Genomic DNA, 23,488 nt, shown 5'->3' with positions numbered 1-23,488 from the left:
TACATATTATATTCTAATTAGCAAAAAAAGAGTAACTTTGTGCTCCAAAATCAATAAGCAATAGAATGATTCAACAGAATTTCAAATTGAAAGCTGTCCTCTTTGATATGGATGGCGTACTTTTCGATTCGATGCCCTACCACGCCAATTCTTGGCACAAAGTGATGCATGCACACGGACTTAACCTAAGCCGCGAAGAAGCTTACCTGCACGAAGGACGTACCGGATCGGGTACAATCAATCTTATCTGTCAACGCCAATTGGGACGCGACGCTACACCCGAAGAGATTAAAAGCATCTACAAAGAGAAAAGTAGAGAATTCAATACGTATCCGGAAGCGACACGCATGCCGGGTGCTTGGGAACTCTTGCAAAAAGTAAAAGCAGCAGGACTACTACCAATGGTAGTAACCGGTTCGGGACAGGCTTCTCTGTTGGATCGATTAGAAGAGAACTTCCCCGGCATGTTTCGTCGAGAGCTAATGGTAACTGCCTTCGACGTAAAACATGGCAAACCCAATCCCGAACCCTATTTAATGGCACTGCAAAAAGGCGGATTAAATGCGGATGAAGCCATTGTGATCGAAAATGCACCGCTTGGAATACAAGCTGCAGTTGCTGCCGGTATCTTCACTATCGCCGTAAATACAGGCCCATTAGATGATCAGGTATTATTAGATGCAGGTGCAGATGCCTTATTTCCTTCGATGCAAGCTCTTTGTGATAGATGGCCATAAATCACAGGTATGCACTATCGACTTGTAAATTGCATCTTCTCACCAAACAGAGTCATTGATGGGTGAGCGACAACAGTTCTGAATTCGTACGTTATTCCTTTAGGAAGATCGGGCAGATCTATTTTATATTCTCCCGCTTTATTTACGCTCATCCAATGGGTTCTCTTCCAATCGGTCTCATTCAGATTCTCAACAAAGCCTGCATATATTCTCCATTCGAATGCTACGTTTAACAAATTTGTATTACCAAGATCAATCACATTGCCGACCAATGTGGTTTTACCCGTTTGAGTCAATGATTTGACTGTTAAAAACGTAGGCGGATTCAGAGCCGGTTCTATATGTTCCAACTTAACCGTAATAGGATTAGGCCATTTGTTATTATTATAAATACGTTGGGCACGAACTACTGATATGTGTAACCCATCTTTCTGCTGACTAAAACGAGATTTGGCATCGACTTGATTCGCATACTCCACCACTTTATCGTTTTGCCCCAACACACTGATACGAGTCTGTAAGGTAGCTTTCACTGAGGCAAGAACAAACTCTTTGCGATCACCTCTAACCCAATCTGGAATACCAAAAATAACTGCATAAACAGTCTTTTGATCTTTTGATGCGGTATACCAGATATTCTCTTCATGAGGCACAATCCAGGGACGCACATTGTGAATAGCTTCTTGATTGATAAAATGCCAAGCAGACAATTCGGTCAAATTACGTTCTTCCGGATCTGCAATAACACCGTCGGGCTTAGGACCAACATTCAACAATAGATTACCTCCTTTGGCTCGAGTTTCCACTAGAATTTCAATGATACGTGTAGCCGATTTGAGTTCATCGTGCGTTGGTTTATATTGCCATTGTGTGCCCATCGTCAAACAAGACTCCCATAACTTATCATTAACTGCTCCGGGTATCGTTTGTTCGGGTGTACTCACTGCACCACGAGTGACAACAACATTGGGTTGCAGTCGCCAAGCTTCGATCAGAGCGGGTGCTTTAGGTGCACCATCGACGAAAAACATGTCTATATCGCCATACTCGGTAAAAAGCTCTCGAGTCTGGCGGCGAATCAGGTCATTGTATTTTTCTTGTATCTCGTCGGTAAAGACAAGTCCCCCTCTTTGCACACTCATGTCGTGATCATATAAAAACTTAAAATCTTCCGGGGAATAATAAAGACCGACAGCCAATCCGGCCTTACGCGCACCATCGACAAACTCTCTCAACAAATCTTTCCCATAAGGGGTATTTGTTATTTTAAAATCGGTTGTCTTCGTATCCCACATACAGAAACCGGAATGATGTTTCGTGGTCAGACAAATGTATTTAGCCCCTGCCAATTTGGCCTGAACCGCTATACGGTAACCATCAAATTTATAAGGATCAAACGTTTGAGGAAGTTCTTTGATAAATCGATGAGTATAATCATCTGATGCTCCCACCAATGTATGTCCGATAACAACTCCCAACTGACTATCCAGACTCCAATGAAGAAACAGCCCAAAGCCAAGGTCTCTCAACCACTCTTCGCGCTCGGGCTTATTCTTATTAGCCGATATGCTGTTATCACTCGATTCTTTTTGCGCCAATGCTTGTGCACTTCCTGCCAAAAGCAATAAATAAACAATCCACTTCTTCATAAGAGTATTTCGTATTAGTTTCGAACAAAAATACAACTATTTATCCATATCAAAATAGTAAAATCATACAGCATTATATAACTATCATTCATATTAATTTTATTCATATCGCCAATCATCTATTCTAGCCCTAAAAGATAAAATAAGAGTAAGAAAATTTGCTAAAAATCAATTTATTTCAAAAGTTTTCTGTAAAATTAGCCTACTTTTGTGAAAGAATACTTGATAAAAAAACAATTTTCCAATAAGATGAAGACCTATATTCTATTTTTGTTTTATCTATATTACGGATTATTTTGTAACGCGATGAATGTTACCAAAGACATCAACATGCGATTTAAGAGTGTCAGGCAAGGGTTGTCACATCAAACAGTTAATTGCTTTTATCAAGACGAATTCGGTTTCCTATGGATTGGCACACAAGATGGGCTTAATCGATTTGATGGACGCAAATTTGACATATTTAAGCCCGATAATACTAATCCTTTTTCAATCAATGTCAATAATATCAGGCAGATTTGTGGCGATAAGACAGGACTACTTTTCATCAGAAGTCTGCAAAGTATCACAATATACGATATGCGACTTGATCAGTTTACTACCTTAACGGAAGGAAAAGTGAGTGCCATGTGCTATGCAGATGGATCCCTTTGGGTTGCCACAGACAAAGAGATATACCGATACAGAAATGCGAAACAGAAACCGGAGTTATTCTTCTCGTTTGGAAGCATGCAGTCCAAAGAAGATAAAGACATTATAATCAACAGCTTAATCATTTGTCACGATCAATCAATTGCAGTAGGCACATCCAATCAAGGTATCTTCCGCCTCAGCCGAGCAGGAAAGGTGCTTCAACAAGTCAACATAGGTGCCATTTTCTCCATCATGGAAGATCGCTGTGGATGCCTTTGGATAGCCACACGTAACCGAGGGCTAACTAGATTGGATATCGATGGGCATAGAACAGATTACAGACATAGCAAAGTAGCGGCAAATAGTATTAATCACGATAATGTACGTCATGTTATTCAGGCCAATGACAGCTTATTATATATCGGAACCTTAGCCGGTTTACAAACATTAAATTTGGTAAGTGGCATATTCACAGACTATCAATATGACTTAAATATAGAGGCGAATGACGTACGTTCAATCGTTTCTATGTTTTATGACCGTTCGGGCACATTGTGGCTTGGAACGTTTTATCAAGGTATACAGTATTATAACATAGCAAATGATATGTATCATTTTTATCGCCCTTCTACCGCTGTGAGCGGACACTTGAACTCAAGAATAATCAGTTCGATAACAGAAGATAATCAAGGAAGAATCTGGTTCGGAAGTGAAGGAAAGGGACTATACTTTTACGATAATGTAAAGAAAGAGTTTTCCACTTTTGAACAAGAATATAGAAAAGAACAACCTCTAAAAACAGTAAAATCACTCTATTATGAAGCGAAACAACATACTTTGTGGGTAGCTTCTCTCTACCAAGGTCTCAGCCGGATCAATCTACAGACCGGACAAGTCGATTATATTTCGGAGGAGGTAGTAGACACACAGGGAAAGCAAGTGGGCAAGGCTTATAATATAGTGAAGATCATCGAATTTGAGGGACGAGACTCTTTACTGCTCGCATCCAAAGATGGACTTCTTATATTAGACAAAAAAGAGCTAACATTACATCCCTTCAAATATTGTTCACCAACTCCAAAGCAAATATCGCAAGTGTGGAATATGACTTTTGACAAAGAAGGCGACTTATGGGTCACAACCTCTTTCGATCTACTCGTATTGAGTTGAAACATTCATTGACCAAGAGCTACTCTTTCTCTCAAATTTCGCAAAGCAATGCCCAACATAATATCAATCACATACTGTGTGATACCAAAGGACGTATCTGGCTAGGATCCACAGGGTCGGGTATCTATCTTTTTAATAAAAAGACAAATCGCTTCATTGGTTATGGAAGCAAGCAGAGACTGGAAAATAGCTTCATAACCAACTTGGCCGAAAGTCCGATGGATGGTACTATATATGTGGGAACTAATGGTGGCCTCTCCAAATTCAATCCGCTGACCACCACTTTTGAAAACTATAGTCCACAAAGTGACTTCCCCTTAGATAACGTAAACGACGGTGGACTTTACATCTCCTCCAATCACAAAATCTATGTTGCAGGTTTGGCAGGAGTAGTCGCCATAACACAAGAAAAACTGAATAAAAAGCCCATTGATTATAATATATTCATAAAGCGAATTTTAGTCGACAACAGAGAGCTACAGCCTCTTGATTCATTAAACCTGATGACAGCAACAACACTATATCAGCATCATTTGAGACTCCCTCCACAGTATTCCTCTGTTACTTTTGAGATAACCAGCAATCTGCTAAACAACACCTCCAATATTGGTTGGGAGTATCAGCTCGAAGGCTTTGATCAGGAATTCATCAAAGCAGGTGACAATACGATGATCACCTATACAAATCTTCATCCCGGACACTACCTGTTTCGTGTAAGAGGAGATCAATCTCAGACAAATCAAGCAAACATTTACTCGATTCCATTTGAGCTTATTGTCGAAGCACCCATTTATGAAAGAAATTGGTTCAAAATGGTTGTAGCATGTTCATTAATTTTTATTTTGTGGTATTTCATCCGCGTATATTGGATACGAAAAAACCTAAGGCAATCTCTGATGAACGAGAAAAGGGAAAAGGAATATATAGAAAATGCAAACCAGTCTAAGTTACGTTTTTTCACCAACATATCACATGAATTTAGAACGCCCTTAACTTTAATTTCAAGCCAACTTGAAATGTTGCTAATGCATAAAGATATTGCTCCAGAAGTTTATAATAAGATAATTGATGTGTATAAAAACTCACATCGCATGAATAATTTAGTGGATGAAGTAATCGATATTCGTAAACAGGATCAGGGTTTTCTGAACTTAACAATCACCAAAGAAAACATTGTTGCAGTGATTAATGAAGTTTGCTGCTCGTTTTATAGCTATGCTAAATTAAAAAAAATAGCACTTCATTTTTCTTCAACGCTCGAACAAGCTGATTTATATATTGACAAAATTCAGATTGAAAAAGTTTTTTATAATTTATTATCAAATGCATTTAAATTCACTCAACCGGGTAACCGAATAACTGTTGATTTATGCGAAAAAGGAGATTATGATATAGTAATCTCGGTCAACAACTGGGGGCATGGGATTGAAAAAGAAAAGCTAGTACATGTGTTCGAGAGATTCTGGCAGGATCATACAACAACGACTCGAACAGCTATTAAGGGATCGGGTATTGGGCTCTCCCTCTCAAAAGAGATTATAGAACAGCATCGAGGTAGCATCAGCGTAGAAAGTGAAGTTGGTGGTGTAACTTCATTTATCGTCACTCTTCATCGAGAATCAAACGCAGAGGCTGTCACTGAATTACCTGAAAGTAAGCAGTTATCTAACTTATATCTCATTGAATCTCAAGAAATTTCTGAAATGGTACCACCAAATAAAGAAATCAAAATATTATTGATTGAAGACAATTCGGAAATGTTAGAAATACTGGTACGAATATTTGAACCTATTTACGATGTATATAAAGCAACCAACGGCCGCGATGGAGTGAATATAGCTTGTTCGTTGCAACCACAACTCATCTTGAGTGACATCATGATGCCCATTATGTCGGGTCTGGAAATGTGTGAAACTTTAAAAAACAACTTGGAAACCAGTCATATTCCCATTGTATTACTGACAGCCCGCAATACAGAAGAATATATGTTAGAAGGATTGCATACAGGGGCTGACGACTATATATCAAAACCTTTCAATATTAAGATATTAGTAGCAAGATGTCATAACATCATCACTACACGCAAACTACTTCAGCAGAAATTTAAGCTTAATGGCGAATCGATCGTTAATGAACTTCCGCTCCACCCCATCGACAAAAAACTATTGATGGATGCCACTGCAATCGTAGAGTCTTATATAGATAATGCTGATTTTGATGTGGCGACTTTTGCCAGAGAATTATGCATGAGCCGCACCTTGCTCTTTACTAAGATAAAAGGATTAACGGGACAAACTCCCAACGACTTCATTCTATCAATGAGAATACAGAAAGCTGCTGAAAAATTAAAAAATGACCCGCAAGCACTTATTGCAGATATTGCTCTGAATTATGGATTTTCGAATGCAAGTTATTTTATTAAATGCTTCAAAAATGCGTATGGAATAACACCGGCCTCTTATCGAAGAAATCAATAATACAACTGATTATAAACGACTTAACTATGTTTAAAATCAATTTATTGTACTTTTTTCGTTTTTTTACGTACGTTTTTATTATCGCTGAACACTCCTTTTTAAGAACTTTGCGACATGAATCGGATATGTTAGCGTAATAATAATCTAATAAAAGAAACGAATGAAGAACATGACTATTAAATGGATTGCACTAGTATCGGTGCTTCTCATCTCTTGGCAAGTATGTGCTCAAGAAGTAAAAGTGTCTGGTATCGTAACTGAAGAAAGTGGTCCATTACCCGGAGTTACCATCAGGGTATTGGGCACTTCCAATGGAACGATAACAGATATAGACGGGAAATATTCACTAAATGTATCTCCCAAATCGACACTTGTATTTTCAAGTATCGGATATGCCGAACAGAAAATACCGGTAGCATCTAAAACAGTAATCAATGTAAAGTTGATGGAATCAGCACAAACATTGGACGAATTGGTAGTAGTAGGATATGGTGTTCAGCGTAAGAGCGATGTAGCAACATCAGTTGCTTCGGTTAAAGCCGATGAAATGAAAACCTTTCCATCAGGCAATGTTGCTGATATGCTGCGCGGACGCGCCGCAGGCGTTAATGTGACGAGTTCCTCCGGGCGACCAGGCTCTACACCCAATATCACGATCCGCGGTTCTCGTTCAATCAGTGCAACCAATACACCTTTATATATCATCGACGGTTCTCCGTCGGGTGCTAGTGAATTTAGCATGCTAAGTGCTAATGATATTGAATCGGTAGAAATACTAAAAGACGCAGCCTCCCAATCTATTTATGGAGCACGTGCAAGCGATGGTGTTATTTTGGTAACCACCAAACGTGGCAAAGCCGGAAAGGCAGAAGTAAGTTATAATGGCTACGTAGGTGTTCAATCACTATGGCGTAATTTTGATTTCTATTCGCCCGAAGAATTCGTACAGCTTCGCCGCGAAGCCAAAGCACACGATAAGGGCTTAACCGATGCCAATGAATTATCAATAGCTGATGCTCTAGGAGATGACGTAATGCTAAGGGTATGGGAAAGTGGCAATTACATTGACTGGGAGAAAGAAATGCTAAGAGATGCTTTATATCAGAATCATGACATAAGCGTACGAGGAGGAGCAGAGAAAATTAAATTTGCCGGAGGAGTTAATTATTTCGACCAACAAGGACTTGTTAAAATAGGCTCCAGTTATCGAAAAATAGCATTAAGGTTTAATGTTGATTTTGAGATTTCAAAATGGTTTAGTTTGGGTATTAATTCTTCATATTCAATGACAAAAGAAGAGAAAGAAGATGGCAGTTTTAATGAATTTATCACGCGTTCTCCTTTATCTGAAATTCGAGATAAAGATGGTAACTATGCAGCAAAACTCAATTCAGAAGGGCAATACAACCCACTTTATCGAGCTGAGCATTTCGGACGTGAGGTAAATAGAGACAATTACCGTTTGAACTTATTTATGGATGTAAAACCATTCAAAGGATTCAATTATCGTCTGAACACCTCTATCTATACTCCTACAACCGAGGATGGAAGTTACAAGGATTCCAAGTATCCGGGAGGTGGGGCTACTGCTATGTTGGACGAATCTCGTTCACAGAATTGGGTCATTGAACATATTATGACTTACCAAGTGCCTATCAAAAACAAAAAGCACCAACTTGCTTTGACTGCTGTCCAATCTATCGACCATAACATGTCGAAATCTATCGGGTATTCAGTAGATCAGTTACCTATTGATAGAGATTGGAATTTTATTTCTCAAGGACAATTCTTAGATAAGCCCAGACGCACCTATAGCGAGAACAACTTGGTTTCATTCATGGCTCGAGCACAATATTCACTCTTAGACCGATATTTATTGAATCTGGCCGTTCGCCGTGATGGTTCGAGTCGCTTTGGAAAAGAGAACAAATGGGGTACATTCCCATCAGCTGCTTTGGCGTGGCGTATCAATCAAGAATCTTTCTTAAGAGATACAAGATGGATCGATAATTTGAAATTTCGTTTGAGTTATGGCGTTGTAGGAAATCAAAATGGAATTGGAAATTACACAACTTTAGGACTGGCAGATAACGTAGGCTATGAATTCGGAAATATCTTTTCAGGGGGTTATCTACCCGGATCAGATCTTTCTAATCCGAACTTGAAGTGGGAACAATCGGCAACAACCAATATAGGAGTTGATTTCAGCTTTTTCAACGGACGGTTAAGTGGTATGATCGAATATTATACGACGAGAACCAAAGATCTTTTGGTAAATCGTGCCATCAATGCTTCGCTTGGATATACAAGTATGCTGGACAATCTAGGTAAGACAAAGTCGAGCGGTATCGATTTATCTATTACAGGAGAAGTCATTCGCAGCAAAGATTTCACTTGGACACTTGCCACCAACTTCAGTCAATACAAAAATGAAATACTCCGCATAGATGACAGATTGGATGAGAATGGAAAACCCGCAAGCCAGATAGGGCAAGGATGGATTATCGGACAACCGATCAACATATACTACGATTACAAAACAGACGGGATATTTCAATACGACGATTTTGACATATCGACAAACGCAGCAGGAAAACCTGTTTACACGTTAAAAAACACGTACGACAGCAACAATGATGGGCAACCGGATAGTCCCCTCGATTATGGAGGCACAGTAGAACCGGGTATGGTGAGAGTATGCGATATAAACAACGATGGTAAAATCAACTCTGACGATCGTGTTCCCATCAAAAGAGATCCCGACTTTACCGTTTCACTATCTTCGACTTGGAATTGGAAAGGACTCGATCTGTACATGGACTGGTATGCAGTATCTGGACGCATGATACAGAATCAGTATTTGTATGACTCGAATGCAGGTGGAAGCCTGTCGGGGAAACTAAATGGCATAAAAGTAAATTACTGGACACCCACCAATCCATCCAATGAATTTCCACGTCCGGCTTATAGTTCGAATGCTGCCTACCAAAGTTCCATGGCTATTCAAGATGCTTCATACATTCGGTTACGTACTTTACAATTGGGATATACTTTCCCTGCGTTGCTATTACAAAAAACTCCTTTAAAAAAGCTCAGGGTGTACGCCACTGCAACCAACCTGTTTACCTTTACGAAGTTTAAATCTTATAGTCCAGAACTAACGCCCGGATCTTATCCAGAGTCAAGGCAATATGTATTTGGACTCAACGTTACATTCTAAAACAAAGTACATTATGAAAAAATATATATACACCTTTATAATCTGTGGCATGCTTAATGCTTCCTGCAGCAATCTATTAGATTTAGATTCTAAAACAAGCGTAACAAATACCTACTTAACTACACCCGAAGGACTCAGTGCCTCTGTTACGGGTCTATACAGTATGGCGCGAGAACTCTCCGGAGGAATGTCCGAAGACGGATCTAATCTATACATTATTACTATGTGTGATTTTAACACTGACTTAATGATATTTAGAGGAGGTGTTTCTGCAGCAATCGGACGCTTAAATCTTAGCTTTACAACCAGTGCTCCCGACGTAAATAAATTCTGGAAACATCATTATGGAATTATTGGAAAAGCCAATGGAATTATCAGCATAGCCGAAAAGATAGGCTTAGAAAACAGCAGTGTTTTACAAGCTTGGAGTGAGGCTAAATTTTTCCGTAGTCGTAGTTATTTTGAACTTTGGAAACGTTTTGATCGCCTTTACATCAATACAGAGATAACCACTGTTGATAATTTACAGAGAGAATTTAAGCCCGCTACAACAGAAGAATTGATGACACTAATCTCAACCGATCTAGACGATGCAATAACCAATTTAGATTGGTCAACAGCGCAAAGAGGACGAGTGACCAAAGCAACGGCAAAACACGTTCGCGCACAAGTAGCTATGTGGGAAAAAGATTGGACGAAAGTGATTGAGGAGTGTGAAGATATATTCGAGCAGAGTTCTCTTTATAGTATGGAAAATAAGACCGAAAACATTTTCAATAGTGCTGAACTTACTTCACGCGAAGTTTTATGGAGTTTCCAATATTCGAAGAACTTAGGAGGCGGCGGATCAGGCACCCCTCTTGGAGGGCATCGTCTTGCTATCCAAACAACAGCTCACCTAAGCAAAGTCTCAGGATGCATTGATTCACCAGAGCAAGGTGGATATGGTTGGGGACGTGTCTATCCAAACACCTATTTATTGAGCTTGTATGATCAAGCAAAAGACACACGCTACAAAGAATTATTTGTTCATAGATATGTATACAATGATAAAAACTTCCCCGACCGCTTCGGAAAAGAGGTACCATTGCCTAAAAATAGTTCTACGTATTTAGAAACGCTACATTTCATGTCTAAGAAGTTCTTTGATCAGTGGACATTAATTGATAATCCTAGTTTTGGTAGCAGCTTCAAAGATTTGATCGTATATCGATTGGCTGAGACTTATCTCATGGCATCAGAAGCATATATGAATCGTGATGGAGGTATGAGTCCTGATGCGCTACGATGCTACAATCAGACTTGGAAAAGAGCAGGCAATGATACATTCATGGGACCCTTAACACAAGACATTTTAGTCGATGAATATGCTCGTGAATTAAATTTTGAAGGTGTGCGTTGGCCCTTACTTAAGAGACTCGGCTTATTGGGTGAAAGGGTCAAAGCTCATTATGGTGAGTCAAAGGCTGAAAACCCCTGTTTAGATAAAGATTTTACTGAATGCCGGACAAGTTTCGTGATAGGAAAACACGAACGTTGGCCAATTCCACAGGAACAAGTTGACTTGATGGGAAAAGAGAACTTCCCACAAAATAAAGGCTGGGATTAATTAGAGAATCTACTCTAAACCCAGCTCCAACATAAACAGAAAAGCCGCAAACTCTTTTAGCGGCTTTTCGATATAATATCTTAATATAAAAAATGCATGAAAAAAAGATTTTTGTTTACTTCGTTTGTACTATTCGTATTCTTAACAAGCCTCTCTGGACAATCCACCAAGACTGACGAATACGATGTATACTTATTCATCGGACAATCCAACATGGCCGGTCGTGGCACAATGATTGAAGAAGACAAGCGCCCATTGAGCAACGTATGGATACTAAACCAAAAAGGAGAAGTTGTACCGGCAGTAAATCCACTTAATCAATACTCTACTATCCGTAAAGAGCTGTCAATGCAACAAATAAATCCAGGTAACTCTTTCTCACAAGAAATTGTAAAGCAAGTGGGACGGAAAGTGTTGTTGGTAGTCAATGCACGTGGAGGCAGCTCAATAAGCGAATGGGAAAAAGGAAATAAACAAACTCCGTTTTATGCAGAAGCTGTTCGTAGATGTAAAGAAGCTCAACGATACGGAACCCTTCGTGCCATATTATGGCATCAGGGCGAAAGTGATAGTGCTCATCCGGAAAACTACTTAGATCAACTTGCGAATATGGTGTCGCATCTTCGTAAAGATCTCAAAGCAAAAGCTGTTCCGTTCATTGCCGGTGAAATAGCACCTTGGCATAAGAATGCTTCACGTTTTAATCCGATGATTCGTACCATCTCCACCCGAATAGCCAATGCCGATTATGTGTCGAGTGAGGGAACCACACCTTTAATTGATGAAACCGATCCCCATTTCGGAAGAGACAGTCAATTACTCCTAGGAAAACGGTATGCTGATAAAGTTTTGAAAATGGTATATAACAAAAAATAATGAATAGAATAACTAAAGTATTGATAATTATCTCATGTCTGTTTGGATCTATAGCCTGTTATGGACAACGTGTAAAGCAGACAATCAATGATGGCTGGCGATTCAAGATATACCCAGAAGATGCTTCTGCGCTGACCTTTGACACTTCTCAATGGGAAACAGTGTCTGTACCTCATTCATGGAATACCAAAGACGCTGACGACGAAACGCCAGGTTTCTATCGCGGAAAGGGTTGGTATCGAAAGATAATTCCCATTGAAACACTGATTCCCGACCAAAGAGTCTTTCTATCCTTTGAAGGTGCCAATCAAGAGACAAATGTATATGTAAATGGTCAATTGGTCGGCAACCATCGAGGAGGCTATGCTGCTTTTACATTTGACGTTACAGAAGCTGTGAAAATCGGTACCAACGAGATAACCGTTTGTGTAGATAATACACACAATCCCGACATAGCTCCCCTATCAGCCGACTACACCTTCTTTGGCGGAATATATCGTGACGTATATCTTATTTATACCTCTCCTTCGCACATTTCTACTACGCATCATGCTTCGAGTGGGGTATATCTCACGACTCAAAAACTGACTGATCAACAAGCGGAAATCAGTATAAAAACATACATATCGAATGCTTTAATGAGTAACCAAACACTCATACTCGAAACAGAAGTTGTCGATACGAATGGAAAACAAGTGGCTGTATCCAACGAAAAAATACAGGTAAAAGGTGGAATAAGAAACACACCGTTTGAGTCGTTCCTAACCATAAGCAAACCCAAGCGTTGGGACGTAGACGACCCTTATTTATACACCGTATACAGCCGTCTTCGCGATAAGAAAGGAACGCTGCTCGATTGTGTAGTCAATTCTCTGGGAATTAGAGAGTTTTCATTTGATGCTGATAAAGGGTTCTTTCTCAACGGACGGTATCGTAAGCTAATAGGTACCAATCGTCACCAAGATTATTTGGGTTTGGGCAATGCTTTACGTGATGAGATGCACGTAAGAGACATCAAATTAGTGAAAAACATGGGAAGTAACTTCTTGCGTGTTGCTCATTATCCTCAAGACCCTGTGGTCATGCAGATGTGCGATCAGCTAGGCTTGCTTACGTCAGTCGAGATACCGGTTGTCAATGCAATCACCCAAAGCGATGCATTTTTACAGAACTGCATTGAGCAGGTTACAGAGATGGTCTATCAAAATTACAACTATCCTTCTGTCGTCATTTGGGCCTACATGAATGAGGTTCTTCCACGCCCACCATTCGATCCGAACAATAGCGAAGAGAGGAGTAATTATCTGAAGTTTCTTAATAAAATCGCTACAGCGATTGAGTCTAAGATCAGGGAGATTGATCCACATAGGTACACAATGCTACCTTGTCATGCCGCATACCCCATCTATGAGGAATCCGGTATTGCAGCACTACCGATGATGCTCGGATTTAACATCTACAACGGCTGGTACGGTGGACAGGTAAACGAATTCGAAAAAGGACTCGAAAATCTCCACCGGATATTTCCTACAAAACCTCTATTCATTACTGAATATGGAGCAGATGTAGACGCTCGCTTGCACTCCTTTTCACCTGTTCGTTTTGACTTCAGCAATGAATTTGGCAGTTTTTTCCATGAACATTATATTCCTGAAATTCTGAAACGCAAATTTGTCGTAGGAGCAACCGTTTGGAACTTGAATGACTTTTATTCCGAAACAAGAAGAGATGCTGTTCCGCATATAAACAATAAAGGATTGGTGGGAATCGATAGAATACCTAAAGATACGTATTATCTCTATCAAGCGTATTTAAAAGAAACACCCTTACTCCATATTTGCTCAAAAACGTGGACCAGCAGAGCAGGAGCAAGTAAAGATGGGCTAACCAGCATGCAACCACTAAAGATCTATACGAATGCAGAGCGGGTAGAAATCCATTTGAATGGAAAGAACCTTGGTCTTTTCCCTGTTGTAGAGAAAATAGTTGCAACAGAGATCCCTTTTATCAACGGACGAAATGTAATAGATGCAGTTATTGAAAAAAATGGCATATCCTATCGAGACCAGTATGTATGCAACTTTAACTGTATCAATGTAAAACAAGGATTCAAAGAGATGAATGTAATGCTGGGAACCGAACGCTATTTTGAAGATCGTACAGCCGAATTATGTTGGATTCCGGAACAAATCTACCAAACTGGATCCTGGGGATATGTAGGGGGAGAAAGAATGAAGACTAAAACACGCTACGGCTTTTTACCGGCAAGCGATATTGAGATATTGGGAACCGATCAGGACCCTATTTTTCAGACTCAGAGAACTGGTATTAAATCGTTCAAAGCTGAAGTACCCGATGGGGGATATGCCGTATATCTCTATTGGGCTGAATTAACCTCCGACAAAAAGAAAGAAGCATTGGCATACAACTTAGGCAACGATGCACTACTTCCCAATTATAGCAATCGTTCATTTTCAATAACGATCAATGACATCTGCGTAGCCAAACGAATCAATATTGCAGAAGAATATGGTTCGGAACGAGCTGTCATCAAAAAATTTGAGGTTCAAGTCTGTCAAGGCAAAGGACTTTCTATCGATTTCGGAGCAATCGAATCTGCTCCAATTTTAAATGCCATTAGAATCGTCAAAATATATTAGAGTATGAAACATATTATTTTTCTGTTATTAGTAATGCTACCAGAAATATCTGTATATGCGCAAGACAGCCATTTTAAAGTTTCTGCACGCCCATGGATAAAAGGACAAAAAGAGATACCATGGAAAGAATTTAATACACGTACCGTCGCTCAACTGAAGGGATTTATCCCAGTGCAGCAAGTTTCAACCAACAAATACGGAAGTGATATAAATGCACCTAAGTTATCTTCTACAGGTTTTTTTAGAGTCGAACAGATACAAAATCGCTGGTGGATGATTGATCCTGAAGGATACAGGCATATTCAGAAAGTCGTTGTAGGATTGCGTTTAGGACCTTCCGAACGAAACAAAAATGCTATGAGCCAACGGTTTGGTTCTACTTCGGTTTGGATTGAGCAATCGGCACAGCTCCTTCATTCTTTAGGATTTTCGGGAACTGGTTCCTGGAGCGATGAGGAGAGTATAGCTGCGTACAATGCATCTCACAAAGAGGTATTGACCCGCTCGACAATACTCAGTATGATGAGTGGATATGGTAAGAAACGTGGAGGAACTTACCAGCTTCCCGGCAATACAGGTTATCCTAATCAATGTATTTTTGTCTTTGATCCCGATTTCGAAATTTACTGCGATGAAGTCGCAAAAAAACTAGCCCAAAATGCATCTGACCCACACATTATAGGCTATTTTTCGGACAATGAATTACCCCTTGGTTTGAACAATCTGGAAGGGTATTTAACACTGGCAAATCCGAATGATCCCGGAAGAGTATATGCAGAGAAATGGTTGAAACAACAAGGAGTATCTCCCGAAGAGATAACAGATCGACACCGTGCCGATTTTGCCGGAATTGTTGCCGATCGTTATTATCAAATTGTATCCTCTGCAATTCGCAAATACGACCCAAATCATCTGTTTTTAGGTAGCCGTTTGCATGGAGGGGCTAAGTTTATCCGCCCCATTATAGAGGCAGCCGGCCGATATTGCGACATTGTCTCAATCAACTATTATGGAGATTGGACACCGAATGCTCAAGCAATGTACAGTTGGGGAGAATGGGCGAAAAAGCCTTTCATTATTACAGAATTCTATACAAAAGGAATGGACTCTGGTTTAGGTAATACCACTGGGGCGGGATTTACCGTACAAACTCAACAAGATCGAGGATATGCCTTCCAGCACTTTGTATTGGGGTTGATCGAAAGTGGTAATTGCGTTGGGTGGCACTGGTTCCGTTATCAAGACAACGATCCAACTGCCAAAGGAGCAGATCCCTCCAACCTCGACTCAAATAAAGGGCTTGTGGATAACGAATACCAACCTTACCTGCCTTTAACTCATGCAATGAAAGAATTAAACATCAATGCCTACCGACTTGCCGACTTTATGGACAAAAGAAAGAGGTGATATAGATAACGTTTTCTGCAAGTATTATTTTTAACTTAAACAACCGCTAGCAACCTACATACAAGGTCACTAGCGGTTGTCTATTTGTAGCCCCGAAGGGAATCAAACCCTTATCTTAGGTACCGGAAACCTACATTCTATTCGTTGAACTACAGAGCCGGGCTATATTGCGACGACAAAAATAGATAAAAAGTTCCGATCTTCCTAATGTTTCTCCTTTTTTTCGTTCAACACCCTCTTGTTCCATACAAAATATTATTTTGAAACAAATATCGGCAAAACATTTATCATATTGACATTATTTTAGACTATTTCAATGACACATATAGATATTATTCCTATCTTTGCCGACTATTAATATATAAATACGATGAGTTATCTAATAAAACCACAAAATTATAAACCGCTATTAGATTTAAAGCAAACAGAACTCGGCATCAAACAAATAAAAGAGTTCTTTCAGCAAAATCTATCATCAGAATTGAGGCTACGCCGGGTTACTGCTCCCCTTTTTGTATTGAAAGGGATGGGTATCAACGACGATCTCAACGGAGTAGAGCGCGCAGTTTCGTTTCCCATCAAAGATTTGGGCGATGCGCAAGCCGAAGTAGTGCATTCACTTGCCAAATGGAAAAGATTGACACTAGCCGATTATCTGATAGAGCCGGGATATGGTATATACACAGATATGAATGCGATCCGTTCGGACGAGGAACTTGGCAACCTGCATTCGCTCTATGTTGACCAATGGGACTGGGAACGGGTGATTACTGCTGCCGACCGCAACGTGGAGTTTCTCAAAGAAATAGTTAACCGCATCTATGCTGCCATGATACGTACCGAATATATGGTATACGAAATGTTTCCGCAGATAAAGCCTTGCTTACCTCAGAAGCTACATTTTGTTCACGCCGAAGAGTTGCGTCAACTTTATCCGGATTTGGAGCCGAAGTGCCGGGAGCATGCTATCTGCCAGAAGTATGGTGCCGTTTTCATTATCGGTATCGGTTGCAAGCTAAGCGATGGCAAAAAACACGACGGACGCGCTCCGGATTATGACGATTATACCAGCAAGGGACTCAATGATTTGCCCGGACTCAATGGCGACTTACTTCTGTGGGACGATGTATTGCAACGCTCCATCGAGTTATCATCGATGGGGATACGTGTAGACAAAGAGGCCCTGTTGCGCCAGATCAAAGAAGAAAATGAAGAGAAACGATTGGAGCTTTACTTCCACAAACGCTTGCTGGAAGATACGCTTCCGCTTTCGATTGGAGGTGGAATCGGTCAATCACGCCTCTGTATGTTCTACTTACGCAAAGCCCACATTGGTGAGATACAAGCAAGTATCTGGCCCGAATCTATGCGTAAAGAGTGTGAAACCTTCGATATACATCTGATTTAATAATGAATGTACAGATAGAAGAGAGTTGGAAAGCTCACCTACAGCCGGAATTTGAGAAAGACTATTTTCGCACCTTAACCGAGTTTGTTAAGAACGAATATAGTCAACACGCTATTTATCCTCCGGGGAAACTGATCTTTAACGCTTTCAATCTCTGCCCATTCGATAAAGCCAAAGTGGTTATTATCGGACAAGATCCTTATCACGGAGCCGGACAGGCACATGGGTTATGCTTTTCGGTCAATGACGGTATTCCCTTCCCCCCCTCATTGGTCAATATATTCAAGGAGATTAAAAGCGATATAGGCATTGATGCACCCACAACGGGCAACCTGACTCGCTGGGCAGAGCAAGGGGTATTGATGCTAAATGCTACGCTAACCGTACGTGCCCACCAAGCCGGTTCGCATCAACGTCGTGGCTGGGAAGAATTTACCGATGCTGCTATTCGCGCATTGGCAGAAGGCAAAGAACATTTGGTATTTATCTTATGGGGAAATTATGCACAAAAGAAGGGAGCATTTATTGATCGGAACAAGCATCTCGTGCTATGCTCCGCCCACCCCTCTCCGCTTTCGGCTCACAATGGTTTTTGGGGCAACAAACATTTCACCAAAACCAATGAATACCTGAAAGCACACGGAAAAAAAGAAATTAACTGGTAAAAGACGAATAGTAACAAAAGACCGAGAGTTGAACATTTAGTATGCAATGCATCGTAATGTTCAACTCTCGGTCTTTTTATATCAATACCACTGTATGTTGCTTTGCGTTTGGCTTCGCTGCTCCCACTTCAAGTCTTGCAGAATACTTGCATTGGCGCGGAAAGTGAAGTTATAGTATTTCCAACGACCAAAAGGAGAAAGACTGGCCGACATATTGAAACAGTGCAAATCGCGCGAAATAGTCAAAGAGGTCTGCGTTATTTCTTTGGTTTCAAAAGCATAGCCCGAAGTAAAGTTGACTGTCCAATTGTTGGAAAGCTTAATATTTCCCGAAATTCCGAGCGTTTGTGTAAATGTAAACGGATAGCGCATTGAGGTGCGATCGATAGGTTTCGAACGATCCTCGCGGAAGCCAAATCCATAATTAAAGCTCAGCGACCATGGCATCTTAAAGACCTGATAACCGTCAGTATCAGCTTTCGCCTTTTCGACTTTCTTCTCCGTTTTATCCACATTGTCGCCCGAACCCGATTCTCCATCTGCATTCTCATTATTCTTCTTATCTTTATCAGCTTCGTCTTTGGAACCGAACCATTTCTTCCACGAGTCATTGTTAAAGGTATAATTGAATGAAGAGTTATATCCTTGGAAACGCCCAAAACGCCCATACGACCATTCGGTGCGATCGCCTACAATTACATTACCTTGCTTATCGAACGTATAGGCGTACGTGGCAAATGATGTATTCAGATTAAACGTATAGCTCTTCGAGAACTTCAAGCGCAAGCGCAAGCTTAAGTCACTCCATGGTTGTCTCTTGGCGGCCATATTATACGAAATACCACCTCCGAGTTCATCGATCAAGCTTCTCTTCTTTATGGAGTCATTCTTCGCTTTAAATTTCATTTCAAGGTTATTGGAAACATCGAACGACACGGTTCCTTGTTTCTCACGAGGTGCTACCCCAAACTGTTGTCCGTCGAAAGGAGAGTAATATTGCTCACGACCATCCGAATCGATTGTACTTTCCCAGTATTGGGTAAACCCGGGTGCACCACTAAAGCTAACCTGTGGAGAGAATACGTGACGAATCTGTATCTCCTTCTTCTTCATGAACAAAGGTTTATATATACCATACAACTTGGTATTCATACTTATTGAAGCCGAGTAGTTAGACACCCGATAAAAGCCACGCAATGTATCGCCAGGTTGAGTTACCCATTGGTTTCTCGTATCATCGTATTCTTTATTTATCTTGCGGGTATACCAACGTTCGGTATAGTTCACACTGGGTGAGATGTTCAAATATTTAAAGAGCGTAAATGTTGCCTGAATAGGGATGCTGTGATTCATAGCCGTTTCCCACTTACCCAAACCCGATGAGAACAATTCCGTATCTTTGGTTTTGATCATATTGGTCATACGACCGGTATAGCTCAATGAAATCTTTTCGTACCAACGCTCGGAACCGACACCATGTTTGCGTTTAAACGGATACAAACGGCTCAGGGTGATATTGAGGTCGGGCAATGTCATCGACAAAGAAGAGTCGCGCATGGTTTGAGCAATATTGGCTGTTCCCGAAAGCGTAAGCCCTTGATCGGGGAAGCTACGAGAATAGCTGACACTCGAGGTTTTAGTATTCTGAGTCAACAGATTCGAATTATACAGATTATTGATATTAGTACGTTCGTAGCTACTGGTAGAGAAGTTTACACTAGCCGAGAACGTGCTGTTTGGACTTGCTTTAGCATCCTGACGATGATTCCAAACAACTTTAAAGTCTTTAGCCACCGAATAGTCAGGCATGTTCTTATCGCCCAGCTTAGTAATTTGATAGTCGGCCAGAATCGAACCCGAGAACTTATAACGCTTGTTGTAGTTCGACTCTACCCCCAGTCGCCATGAACCTTTGGTGAAGATATCTCCGGTAAGTTTCAAATCGACGAGATCGCTTACCGCAAAGTAATATCCACCATTTGCCAAACCAAACCCACGTGAGGAATCGTCCATATAGGTAGGCATGACAAAACCCGAAGAGTAGCTACTCGAAAAAGGAAAGAAGAAGAAAGGAACAGCCAGCGGAAGCGGCACATCCTCGACTACCAGATAAGCAGGTCCGGTTACTACATTCTTCTTGGGACGTACCTTGGCTTTGGTCAGTTGAAGGTAAAAGTGGGGGTGATCGTGATGATCGCAAGTGGTATATTTACCATCTTGCATAAAGAGTTCGTCATTGGCACCTTTTTTGGCATTATTGCCTACCACATATCCTTCGCCCTGTTGGGTAACGACATTATTGATATATCCTTTTTTCGTTTTAAAGTTGTAGCGGATCGCTTTGGTGTCATAGGGAGTTTCTCCGTCTTTGAATATCGGTTTACCCGTTTCAACACCCAGCGAATCGGTAATACCGCGTGCATAAACGGTGCTGCTATCCATATTCATCGTGATGATTTGCGCCCCCAGCTCTATCTTCTCGTAGTTGACCTTTCCATCTCCATAGAGGTGGGCATATCCTCCTTCGGTAAAGACAATAGAGTCGTTCGCCGAATAAATAACCGGAGCATCCAACGGTTGCTTTTTCTTCGCCTGAGGTGTCAGAGACAGCGTATCCGTACGCAATGTATCTGCTTTCAACGTATCTGTCTGTAAGCCGTTTGCAACAGCTTCCCTACTCTTTCTCCGTTGAGACATAACCTCATAGGGAAACATCAGCAAGACAAATAGTAGTATAAATGATATAAATGTATTTGCTTTCAATGGCGTCATTAACTAATAGTTTACGCTAGAAGGAGCAAAAGTACACAATCTTCACCAATAATACGTGCGAATCTTTATTTTTAATTATTTTTTAGGTGCTATAAAAAGAGCTCACACCATCTGTCAAACCGCTCAAGACCCTCTTCTCCATATTTAGAGATACTTTTTCGAGCTGCTTCGGGCGTCTTCTCCCGATCGAGATGACTTTTAGAAAAGAATTTATCGGCAAAACAGATTACTTGTTCTTCAAGACTTACAGGAATCATCTCGCGGTGTGGGATGGGGAGGTTTTGTTCTATAATCTGTTGCAAAGAAATTCCCGCTCCCGTATGGCGTTCGCAAACCAATGCATGCCGAGGGAGGCCGGCACGTTTCACCAACTCACCACCCAGATAACCATGACAGATATAGGGATGCGTACCCATACAATAAATGCCGTGTGCATTGGTCAGAAAGATACCAATGTCATGGAGCATCGAAGCTTCATACAGAAACGTTGTGTCCAATTTTAGTTCGGGATGATGGTCGGCAATCGAAATCGCTTTTTGGGCTACCGATTCACTATGTTTCAACAAGATATGCTTACGTTCATTCTCTTCCGGATAATAGGTCGAGATCAGTTCAACAGGATTCATCTTCATTCACTGCTTTAGGTAATTACTAAATGATTATTTCCGTGCAATATTACTAAAAAATATCTATTGATCGAAGTTAATGTACAAATAATCCATTTTTCCTACTGCACAAAAGTACGTACTTTTGGTGTCAACGAATACGTATTCATTGACACCAAGAGTACGTCTTTAACGCTCTGTTAATATACTAGTTTTGTAAACAAAGAAAACGAGAAAGATCGAATGCTTTAAAAACACATTTAAATAATTGATTTACAGTAAATTATAAAGTATTACAACTTTAAACCAATCATCATTTTCCACTTTTTATCAAAACCGTTTTTTGTTAAATAATTGACTCAACACGATAGTGATACTTGTGTATTTACCAATTTCACCCATTGAATTTTCCGTAACACCTCCGACTCCAACAATCATTTGCGTGCACTTGCCAGAATAATATTTTTTAAATATCCTTATGTAGCTAGCGGTGTAAATAACTCTATCAAATTCTCTTCCGGATCGTACAAGTGAACCACACGCATTCCCCAATCGGGCATATCCATGGGTTCATTGATAAACTTAAGTCCTTTAGCTGATAATTTTTTATAGCTTTCGTCCACATTATCGACTTCAAAAGAAATCATCGATTTCTCACGAAGGCCAATGGGCTGCATTTTATCTGTATTTCCAACAACCGGCGCCATCAGATCAGACGTGAATATGGCGAATCCCTCTATCCCATCTGCTACTTTAAAACTAGCATAACACTCTCCCACATCCCACGCAGCTTCCAATCCCAGTTGATGGGTATAGAACTCAAAACATTTGCGATAGTCTTTGACTAAAATCCGTACATTGCTAAATTTCATACGATTCTGTTTTTAATTAAAAATTTGATGAGTAGCTGTAATTGTTTCAAATGTACAAAAATTCCTTTAGTTATCGGCGTAACCAATCACATAAAATCCATCAATGCTTAGCTGGAGTTTATGCGATTACTACTTCGCCTCACTCTTTCTCTTCTTCCAGAGTTGCCAGCTATTGATTATATTCTGCCACAGAGTATACATAAAAACACACATACAGCTAACTATCAAATATATACATATATATCAGGCACAATCAAGTAACAAAATGGTAACAAAAAAACGAGAAAAATAGTTTGTGATGGAAGTCAGAAACAAAAGTAACAAAAAAGCAGAATACTGGCAAAAAGAAAAACAAACTATTTTTCTTTTTGCCAGCACCTTTCTTAACTACCCAAAAACAGCAATAGGTTTAGTTCGTTTTGATTATATAAACAAAAAGATAAACTAAACTTGTAATATTGGGATATTACCATAATCTGATCCTAGTGGCTCTTTTTAATTTTGTTGAAAAACGCCAGCCCGTTCAATGAACCTGCCAATTCCGCAAAACATTCGTTTCATTTTTTTTAGTTGGGAGATGAGATTTGATTGATTCTGTTTATCCTAAATTATTCCTAAACGATTGTATGTGTTTGTTTTAATTGTCTTATATTCATTTTTTTTGTAATTAAGGTTACAATTATAAAGTATAGCCCCGTATTCGCCTTGCATAGATCTGCTCCTAATCG

Annotated in this window: 13 protein-coding genes, 1 tRNA gene and 1 pseudogene; 10 read left to right on the top strand and 5 right to left on the bottom strand. The window is 40.2% G+C overall.

Annotation, left to right across the window (positions count from 1 at the left end; all coding sequences use genetic code 11):
- The first annotated feature begins 65 nt into the window (after positions 1-65).
- Positions 66-737 carry an HAD family hydrolase gene (locus tag TY03_RS14240; RefSeq protein ID WP_042371101.1) on the top strand — a complete coding sequence of 224 codons (672 nt, stop codon included), beginning with the start codon at positions 66-68 and terminating at the stop codon, positions 735-737.
- Between the two features lie 14 nt (positions 738-751).
- Here TY03_RS14240 and TY03_RS14235 read toward each other — a convergent pair whose 3' ends face one another.
- Positions 752-2,386, bottom strand: a complete 1,635-nt coding sequence (locus tag TY03_RS14235) for an alpha-L-fucosidase (RefSeq protein ID WP_042371099.1) — start codon at positions 2,384-2,386, stop codon at positions 752-754.
- A 249-nt stretch (positions 2,387-2,635) separates the two neighbouring features.
- Between TY03_RS14235 and TY03_RS14230 the strand changes: the two are divergent.
- From TY03_RS14230 to TY03_RS14205, 6 genes and pseudogenes are all read left to right on the top strand, one after another.
- Positions 2,636-6,666 (top strand): annotated as a pseudogene (locus TY03_RS14230) (two-component regulator propeller domain-containing protein).
- Between the two features lie 160 nt (positions 6,667-6,826).
- Positions 6,827-9,886: a SusC/RagA family TonB-linked outer membrane protein gene (locus tag TY03_RS14225; protein ID WP_042371097.1), complete on the top strand. Its 3,060-nt coding sequence runs from the start codon at positions 6,827-6,829 to the stop codon at positions 9,884-9,886.
- A 13-nt stretch (positions 9,887-9,899) separates the two neighbouring features.
- On the top strand, positions 9,900-11,495 hold the full coding sequence (locus TY03_RS14220; protein ID WP_042371096.1) for a RagB/SusD family nutrient uptake outer membrane protein: 1,596 nt from the start codon (positions 9,900-9,902) through the stop codon (positions 11,493-11,495).
- Positions 11,496-11,591: 96 nt separating this feature from the next.
- On the top strand, positions 11,592-12,371 hold the full coding sequence (locus TY03_RS14215; RefSeq protein WP_042371094.1) for a sialate O-acetylesterase: 780 nt from the start codon (positions 11,592-11,594) through the stop codon (positions 12,369-12,371).
- Positions 12,371-15,031, top strand: a complete 2,661-nt coding sequence (locus TY03_RS14210; protein WP_042371092.1) for a glycoside hydrolase family 2 TIM barrel-domain containing protein — start codon at positions 12,371-12,373, stop codon at positions 15,029-15,031. The genes TY03_RS14215 and TY03_RS14210 overlap by 1 nt, the downstream gene beginning before the upstream one ends.
- 3 nt (positions 15,032-15,034) lie before the next feature.
- A complete protein-coding gene (locus TY03_RS14205; RefSeq protein ID WP_042371091.1) occupies positions 15,035-16,438 on the top strand; it encodes a hypothetical protein in 1,404 nt (467 codons plus the stop codon).
- Positions 16,439-16,525: 87 nt separating this feature from the next.
- Here TY03_RS14205 and TY03_RS14200 read toward each other — a convergent pair.
- Positions 16,526-16,597 (bottom strand) — tRNA-Arg (locus tag TY03_RS14200).
- A gap of 211 nt (positions 16,598-16,808) precedes the next feature.
- On the opposite strand from TY03_RS14200, the gene asnA reads away from it, so the two are divergent.
- A complete protein-coding gene (asnA, locus tag TY03_RS14195; RefSeq protein ID WP_042371090.1) occupies positions 16,809-17,846 on the top strand; it encodes an aspartate--ammonia ligase in 1,038 nt (345 codons plus the stop codon).
- Positions 17,847-17,848: 2 nt separating this feature from the next.
- The gene (gene ung, locus TY03_RS14190; protein ID WP_042371089.1) at positions 17,849-18,511 is read left to right on the top strand and encodes a uracil-DNA glycosylase; all 663 of its coding nucleotides are present in this window, start codon (positions 17,849-17,851) and stop codon (positions 18,509-18,511) included.
- A gap of 81 nt (positions 18,512-18,592) precedes the next feature.
- Here the strand turns inward: ung and TY03_RS14185 are convergent, their stop codons facing one another.
- The 3 genes from TY03_RS14185 to TY03_RS14175 form a co-directional block, all read right to left on the bottom strand.
- Positions 18,593-21,283, bottom strand: a complete 2,691-nt coding sequence (locus TY03_RS14185; protein WP_042371088.1) for a putative LPS assembly protein LptD — start codon at positions 21,281-21,283, stop codon at positions 18,593-18,595.
- Between the two features lie 89 nt (positions 21,284-21,372).
- Entirely contained in the window at positions 21,373-21,909 is a 537-nt protein-coding gene (locus TY03_RS14180; RefSeq protein ID WP_042371411.1) for an HD domain-containing protein, read from the bottom strand.
- A 455-nt stretch (positions 21,910-22,364) separates the two neighbouring features.
- Positions 22,365-22,760: a VOC family protein gene (locus TY03_RS14175; protein WP_042371087.1), complete on the bottom strand. Its 396-nt coding sequence runs from the start codon at positions 22,758-22,760 to the stop codon at positions 22,365-22,367.
- 298 nt (positions 22,761-23,058) lie between these two features.
- Between TY03_RS14175 and TY03_RS22480 the strand changes: the two genes are divergently transcribed.
- Positions 23,059-23,208 carry a hypothetical protein gene (locus tag TY03_RS22480; RefSeq protein ID WP_154663600.1) on the top strand — a complete coding sequence of 50 codons (150 nt, stop codon included), beginning with the start codon at positions 23,059-23,061 and terminating at the stop codon, positions 23,206-23,208.
- The last annotated feature ends 280 nt before the right edge of the window (positions 23,209-23,488 follow it).

The sequence above is a fragment of the Bacteroides neonati genome (assembly GCF_000499785.1).
Classification (GTDB): domain Bacteria; phylum Bacteroidota; class Bacteroidia; order Bacteroidales; family Bacteroidaceae; genus Bacteroides; species Bacteroides neonati.
This window is presented reverse-complemented; position numbering and strand designations above follow the sequence as displayed.